The sequence below is a fragment of the Candidatus Cardinium sp. cByotN1 genome (assembly GCF_022810525.1).
Taxonomy (GTDB): Bacteria; Bacteroidota; Bacteroidia; order Cytophagales; family Amoebophilaceae; genus Cardinium.
Map to the genome: position 1 here is coordinate 1 of NZ_JAACGG010000046.1, position 6,264 is coordinate 6,264.

The 6,264-nt window shown below is 36.6% G+C and carries 5 protein-coding genes and 1 tRNA gene; 3 read left to right on the plus strand and 3 right to left on the minus strand.

Translation table 11 applies throughout. The features are described 5' to 3' along the window. The first annotated feature begins 425 nt into the window (after positions 1 to 425). Positions 426 to 497, plus strand: a tRNA-Arg gene (locus tag MUW73_RS01430). An 8-nt stretch (positions 498 to 505) separates the two neighbouring features. On the opposite strand, the gene MUW73_RS01435 is transcribed toward MUW73_RS01430, so the two are convergent. The 3 genes from MUW73_RS01435 to tmk form a co-directional block, all read right to left on the minus strand. Further along, complete coding sequence (locus MUW73_RS01435; protein WP_243017850.1) at positions 506 to 2,350, minus strand: DNA topoisomerase IV subunit B; 1,845 nt, start codon at positions 2,348 to 2,350, stop codon at positions 506 to 508. An 80-nt stretch (positions 2,351 to 2,430) separates the two neighbouring features. Beyond that, a complete protein-coding gene (uppS, locus tag MUW73_RS01440) occupies positions 2,431 to 3,231 on the minus strand; it encodes a polyprenyl diphosphate synthase (protein ID WP_243017851.1) in 801 nt (266 codons plus the stop codon). Positions 3,232 to 3,542: 311 nt separating this feature from the next. Further along, on the minus strand, positions 3,543 to 4,199 hold the full coding sequence (gene tmk, locus MUW73_RS01445) for a dTMP kinase (protein ID WP_243017853.1): 657 nt from the start codon (positions 4,197 to 4,199) through the stop codon (positions 3,543 to 3,545). A 530-nt stretch (positions 4,200 to 4,729) separates the two neighbouring features. Between tmk and MUW73_RS01450 the strand changes: the two genes are divergently transcribed. Together MUW73_RS01450 and MUW73_RS01455 are read left to right on the plus strand one after the other, a co-directional pair. Next, a complete protein-coding gene (locus MUW73_RS01450; RefSeq protein ID WP_243017855.1) occupies positions 4,730 to 5,596 on the plus strand; it encodes a metal ABC transporter permease in 867 nt (288 codons plus the stop codon). Positions 5,597 to 5,606: 10 nt separating this feature from the next. After that, the gene (locus MUW73_RS01455) at positions 5,607 to 6,056 is read left to right on the plus strand and encodes a type I restriction enzyme HsdR N-terminal domain-containing protein (RefSeq protein WP_243017857.1); all 450 of its coding nucleotides are present in this window, start codon (positions 5,607 to 5,609) and stop codon (positions 6,054 to 6,056) included. Positions 6,057 to 6,264: the final 208 nt, after the last annotated feature.

Here is a 6,264-nt window from a genome sequence, read left to right on the forward strand (position 1 = left end):
AGTGGTGAACGGAAACGATTTTTTTTGCGCAGCTTTTCATAAAACAAAATGGATACCTTTCTAGCTGTATGGTTCTAAGGCAGGATGATGTGAGGTAAAGTTGAAAAAAAGTGAATAATCACCTAAATTAGCAAATATATTTAAAGGCGCGTTTTTGCTTAGCGGTACCATACCACGCAATGGACAATGGCGTCAACTGAAGGAATCAGCTGATTAACATATTTTTAAAAGCAATGTGATTGTTACTTATCTATTCACTACTGTAGCAACATTGGACCCCAAAACGCCCCTTGTAAAATAGTTGTGATCAGCAAGTGCCCTTACAGCCGAAATAGAAAAACAGCTTGTTTGAGCCCGCCTAGCGGATGCGTTCTGTTTTTCCAGTTCTAAAAGCTACCTCCGTAGGTGAGGGCTAAATGGATACTGGTTTCGTAGTTCAACGGATAGAATAGAAGTTTCCTAAACTTTTGATGCAGGTTCGATTCCTGCCGAGACCACATTTACACTAGATACTAGGTAGCGTTTCCTCTATCTTAAGATTATCAATAATAAAACTACGCCTTTCTGGCGTATTTTTTCCCATATAAAAGGCTAACAAATCTTCTAAACCGCTATTGGCAGCTGGTGTTACAGGAATTAATCGAATAGCTGTCCCTATAAAATGGGCAAATTCATCAGGAGATATCTCTCCTAGCCCCTTAAAACGAGTAATTTCAGGCTGTGCACCCAGTGACCTTATGGCACGCTCTTTCTCTTGTTCGTTATAACAATAATGGGTAGTTTTTCTGTTACGTACCCTAAAAAGAGGCGTCTCGAGTATATACAGATGACCACTATGGACTAGTTCTGGAAAAAACTGTAAAAAATAGGTTAATATAAGCAACCGGATATGCATACCATCTACATCTGCATCCGTAGCAATAACGATTTTATTATAACGCAACCCATCTATTCCACTAGCAATATTTAAAGCATGCTGTAAGAGATTGAATTCTTCATTTTCATAAACCAGCTTTTTAGATTGTCCAAAGCAGTTTAGTGGTTTACCCCGCAATGAAAATACAGCTTGTGTGGCCACGTTACGAGATTTAGTAATAGAACCACTTGCAGAATTACCTTCTGTAATGAAAATAGTACTATGAAGCCTATTAGGATCTTTAGAATTAAAATGAACACGACAGTCCCGCAGTTTTTTATTATGTAAATTAGCTTTTTTGGTTTTTTCGTGGACCAGCTTTTTAATGCCAGCTATTTCTTTACGTTCACGTTCAGATTGTAGAATACGCTTTTGTATTATTTGGGCTATGGAGGGATTTTTATGTAGATAATTATCTAATTCGCTTTTGATAAAAGCCATAATAAAACTACGAATGGTGGGGCCTTCGGGACTCATCTGCTGTGAACCAAGCTTTGTTTTGGTTTGGGATTCAAAAATAGGTTCTTGCACCTTAATAGAAAGTGCAACGATTAATCCTGCGCGGATATCTGCTGCGTCAAATTCTTTTTTATAAAATTCTCGTACTGTTTTTACAATAGCTTCTTTTAAAGCATTTAAATGGACACCTCCTTGAGGGGTAAACTGGCCATTAACAAAGGAATAATAAACCTCGCTAGAAAGTGTATGATGCTGGGTTAGTGATAGCTCAATATCTTGCTGCTTAAAATGCATAATGGGGTAAGCATAGCTTTGAGCTGCTGTTTTAGCTTGTAATAAATCTAAGAGACCATTTCGAGAATGGTATTTCTTACCATTTAGGTTAAAAACAAGCCCTGTGTTTAAAAAAGTGTAATGGGCTATTTGTTCTTCTATCCATTCAGGTATAAAAGCGAATGCTTTAAAAATAGCACTATCTGGTTTGAATACAACATAGGTTCCGTTGGGTTCATTAGTGGGCAGCATCTCCGATTCTTCTACAAGCACACCAGCAGAAAAAGTAGCTGATTTGGTTAAACCATCTCGAAAAGATTGTACTTTACAATAGGATGAAAGGGCATTAACCGCTTTGATACCTACCCCATTTAAACCTACCGACTTTTGAAAAGCTTGGCTATCATATTTGCCCCCTGTATTAATCTTAGCCACGCAGTCTACTACTTTACCTAATGGAATACCTCTGCCAAAGTCCCGAACAGCAACCTGATGGTCATCAGTTATTTTTATCTCAATTTTTTTTCCATATCCCATTACAAATTCATCTACACTATTATCAATAACCTCTTTAAGTAATATGTAGATGCCATCATCTGGTAAGCTACCATCGCCCAATTTGCCAATATACATACCAGGACGTAATCGAAGATGTTCTTGCCAATCGAGGGAACGGATATTAGTTTCTGTATAATTAAGCATATTGAGAGGGACTAAAATAAATAGCCTTTTTTAAGGCTTGCATAAACAAATAATTTATATAGTATTCGTTCAGTCCTATTTTAGGCAACACTACCAAAATTGCGCTGCTGTTCTTGAAAGAAGCTTAAAGCTTCCATTAAATGTTTTTTTTTGAAGGCGGGCCAATATAAATCTGTAAAATAGAGCTCTGAATAAGCACATTGCCAAGGCAAAAAATTACTTATGCGTTTCTTGCCACCTGTACGTATCAAGAGGTCAACATCAGGCAAGTGACCGGTACTTAAATATTGCTTATAGGTAGTTGGTGTAATTTTAGCTCGGTAATCATTTGCAAACTGCATAAAAGTCTCGAAACGAACATTACGATTGAAGCCTTTATTTAGAAATTCATCGACTATTTTAATCAAAAAATCATTTACGATAGCCTCAGAAGCAGCCACGGTTTCTGCTTTTCCTCCATAGTTGATGGCAACCGTTAAGTGTAGCTTTGTATTATCTTTTGTAAGGTCTATTATCTCTTTTAGTTTATGCCAACAAAAACTAGGGATGCCTGTTGTATCTCCTACAACACGAAATTTAATATTATGTTCAGAAAAAAGGTTCACATGCTCAGTAATACCTTGATAAATGACTTGAAAAATAGTAGCTATTTCCTGTTGCGGTCGGTCCCAATTTTCAGTAGAAAAAGCATAGAGGGTTAAAAAAGAGATACCTTGCTCTAAGCATCCAGTTATGGCCTCACTGACCGCTTTCTTGGAATTTTTATGCCCATAAGATCTATCGCCTATTTCTTTTTTTCCCCATCTGCCATTTCCATCCATAATAATACCAATATGCTTTGGATTTTTTTGCAGGTTAGGTAATCGGTTTAAATCAATCATAGTTGTTCAAGAAGAGCTTTATCTAGGTAGTAGTGCAAAGGATAATAGCGTTATGGCAAAGCCTATTTCTAATCGCAACTTTGGTACCGAAGCTTATTTATACTCCTGAAATAGATTAAATATGCTGCCATGCTCGACTTGCACTTGGCCTTAAAAATTGCTCATCACAAATAGGTTTTACAAGAAATCTAGTATGAAAACGGGAGCGCACTAATTTGCCAGGGCAGAAAATAAATTTAGGAAAAAATATAATAGAATCCAAAGAGAAGCGCCTATTTTTCATGTATCAATAACCATCTAATAAGTCTGATTTAGATTGACTTTAAGTCTGTTTCTTGGCTCGCCAGATGCGCTATAATAGTTTTGATTAATGCTGAAAAATCATTATCCTGCTGACTAATTCGAAAATAAGGACATATCTTGCGCTGAAAGGCTTGTTCGTAAGCCTGTTTAATGGCTTCAAAACGCTGTTGGGATATGGCATCAAACGCATCCTGTTTGCTTCGGGTTTGGTTACGCAATTGGAAGTGATGCAAATCGATATCACAGTATATACATAGATCTGGCATTAAACCAGAAAAAACACGATGTGTAGTTAAAAAAGGTTCCCAATAATCAGGTTGATTGGTTAATTGATAAGCTATAGTAGAAAAAATAAATCGATCAAAAATGATCACATCAACATCAGAGGCTAATGCTTCTTTTTGGATCAGTTCATGACGTGCTGCTACAAAGAGAAAAAGTTCTGTAATAGCTGCTCCATTGTTTTTTTTAAGGTCTAAAATAGTGTTCCAAATTATGGTTGCATTTTTACTACCTTTAGGATCATGTAACAGCTTTACACGATATGATTGGCTCCTTAAGCTAGACTGTATTTGATGCGCTAAAGTCGTTTTTCCAGAAAAGTCTACCCCCTCAATAGCTAAAATAAATGGCCGATGTGATGGACGGTTTGTTAAATTTTTCATATGATTTGGGCTTAAAGAACCAGTGATATGGTCCAAAAATACAAATAAATCTGCTAGCCATTACCAAACTAGTTTTTCGTTACAATTAAGTATATTATAACGCGCTATGGTGTCAACTCAAATATCATATTTATTTGATTATTAATATAATAGCATTTTTTAAAATGCCTATTGTCAAAATTTACGATCAGCAAGCATAACTCACCAGATAAAAAAACAGTTGCAGGCAGGGGCGCAAGGGGGAGCTGTTTTTCCAACTGTAAGCTATGATGGTAGCCAATTTTGGCGCAGGGCTTGATTTTTTGCTTACTTTTTTATCAGGAAAAAAGTAAGATAAAAATTCATTATGGCTTAAATTTACCAATGGTGGTCATCCTTGAGTTGATGCTATGCTTTAGAACGCTTGCAACTATTGGCTGAGAGTTTGATTTTTGGGCTGTTTTTTAGGAAGAAAAAAATTAAACATACTTTATTGAGCACGCTTTTGAACCAACAGCTATACAAGTAATAAAGAAATAATTTTATAGATGATGAGCGCTATTCAAGATTTTTTTTCTTTCTCTGATCCAAATGTCCGCAACGTACTATTAGGAACGATTTTACTGAGTACCAGTAGCGCTATAATTGGTGCATTTGCGCTTTTAAAAAGAAAAACCTTAATTAGTGATGCCATTGCCCATGCCGTACTGCCTGGTAGCTGTTTAGCCTTTTTTTTAACCGGAGAAAAAAACTCTATCTGGCTTATTATCAGCGCTTTTATTACAGGTTGGTTAGCCTCTATAGCGATTGATCAAATAATAACCCACTCAAAAATCAAGCAAGATGCTGCTATTGCTATTGTGGCTTCCGTAGCTTTTGGTTTGGGGAGTTTTTTGCTATCTATCCTGCAACATAGTGGGCAAGCCAGTCAAGGTGGATTAAAGTCATTTTTATTAGGCAGTGCAGCCACTTTACTACGAGAAGATGTTGTTTTATTAGTGTTATTGAGCTTAATCATAATTTTAATTGTATGCCTATTTTTTAAAGAATTTATGCTGATTGCTTTTGATCGTCTTTTTGCTCAATCGATAGGCGTCCCTGTTAAAAAAATAGATTTTTTATTTACCAGTTTAATGGTACTTGCCATTGTAATGGGCATAAGAGCGGTAGGCGTAGTTTTAATGAGTGCTATGCTCATTACACCAGCTACTACGGCGCGATTTTGGACAGCTAATATGGCTTACGTTATCTTGTTTGCTATGTTGATTGCTTTGTTTGCTTCTTTAACTGGCACCTTTTTTTCCTATCTGATTCCTTCTATGCCTACTGGACCTTGGATTGTAGTGATTATGTCACTGATAGCTTATTTGTCTTTTCTTATCGCTTGGTGTTGCCGGACAGGCAAGAAAAATAGATAAATAGGTCTGTATGATGCCACTTACATTACCTTCATTTGATTATAAGACCAAAAAAAAGTTAGATAAAACCTATATTTTAGATTTAGTGCGTAAAAAATATGTGTTACTCACGCCAGAGGAATGGGTACGTCAACATATATTGCATTATTTAATTCATTATCTTTCTTACCCGAAGGGATTGTGTTGTTTAGAGAAAAGAATATATAGCGCATCAGGTTATTATAGGCCTGATATTATATTATGCGATCAGTTGGGTAGGGTACAAATGGTTGTAGAATGCAAAGCGCCTTACATCACACTTACAAACGAAACATTAGGACAGGTGATAGCATACCATCGACAGCTTGCTGCAGCTCATTTACTCCTAACAAACGGCATAACCCATTTTTGTTGGCAATGGGACCAAACCTTAGGCAGGTTTCAGGCCATAAACTACATTCCAGCCTACTCCACTACCTAAAAGAATGGTACGCATGCAAGGTTATGGCGGTTCTAGGAAAAACGCCCCTTGTAAAATAGTTTTAATTACCAATCATGTATTAGAGCTGATTAGAAAAAATAGCTTGTTTTGAACCTGCACAGCGGGTGGGCTCTGTTTTTACAGCTCTAATATTGTATCTATTCACCACTATGGCAGCGTACGTAAAGAAAAAAAACGCCCCTTGTAA

Bases quoted from the DNA above. Each gene is read 5' to 3' on its own strand.
- uppS (WP_243017851.1), bottom strand. From the start codon at position 3,231: ATGATTGATTTAAACCGATTACCTAACCTGCAAAAAAATCCAAAGCAT.
- MUW73_RS01435 (WP_243017850.1), bottom strand. From the start codon at position 2,350: ATGCTTAATTATACAGAAACTAATATCCGTTCCCTCGATTGGCAAGAA.
- MUW73_RS01450 (WP_243017855.1), top strand. From the start codon at position 4,730: ATGAGCGCTATTCAAGATTTTTTTTCTTTCTCTGATCCAAATGTCCGC.
- tmk (WP_243017853.1), bottom strand. From the start codon at position 4,199: ATGAAAAATTTAACAAACCGTCCATCACATCGGCCATTTATTTTAGCT.
- MUW73_RS01455 (WP_243017857.1), top strand. From the start codon at position 5,607: ATGATGCCACTTACATTACCTTCATTTGATTATAAGACCAAAAAAAAG.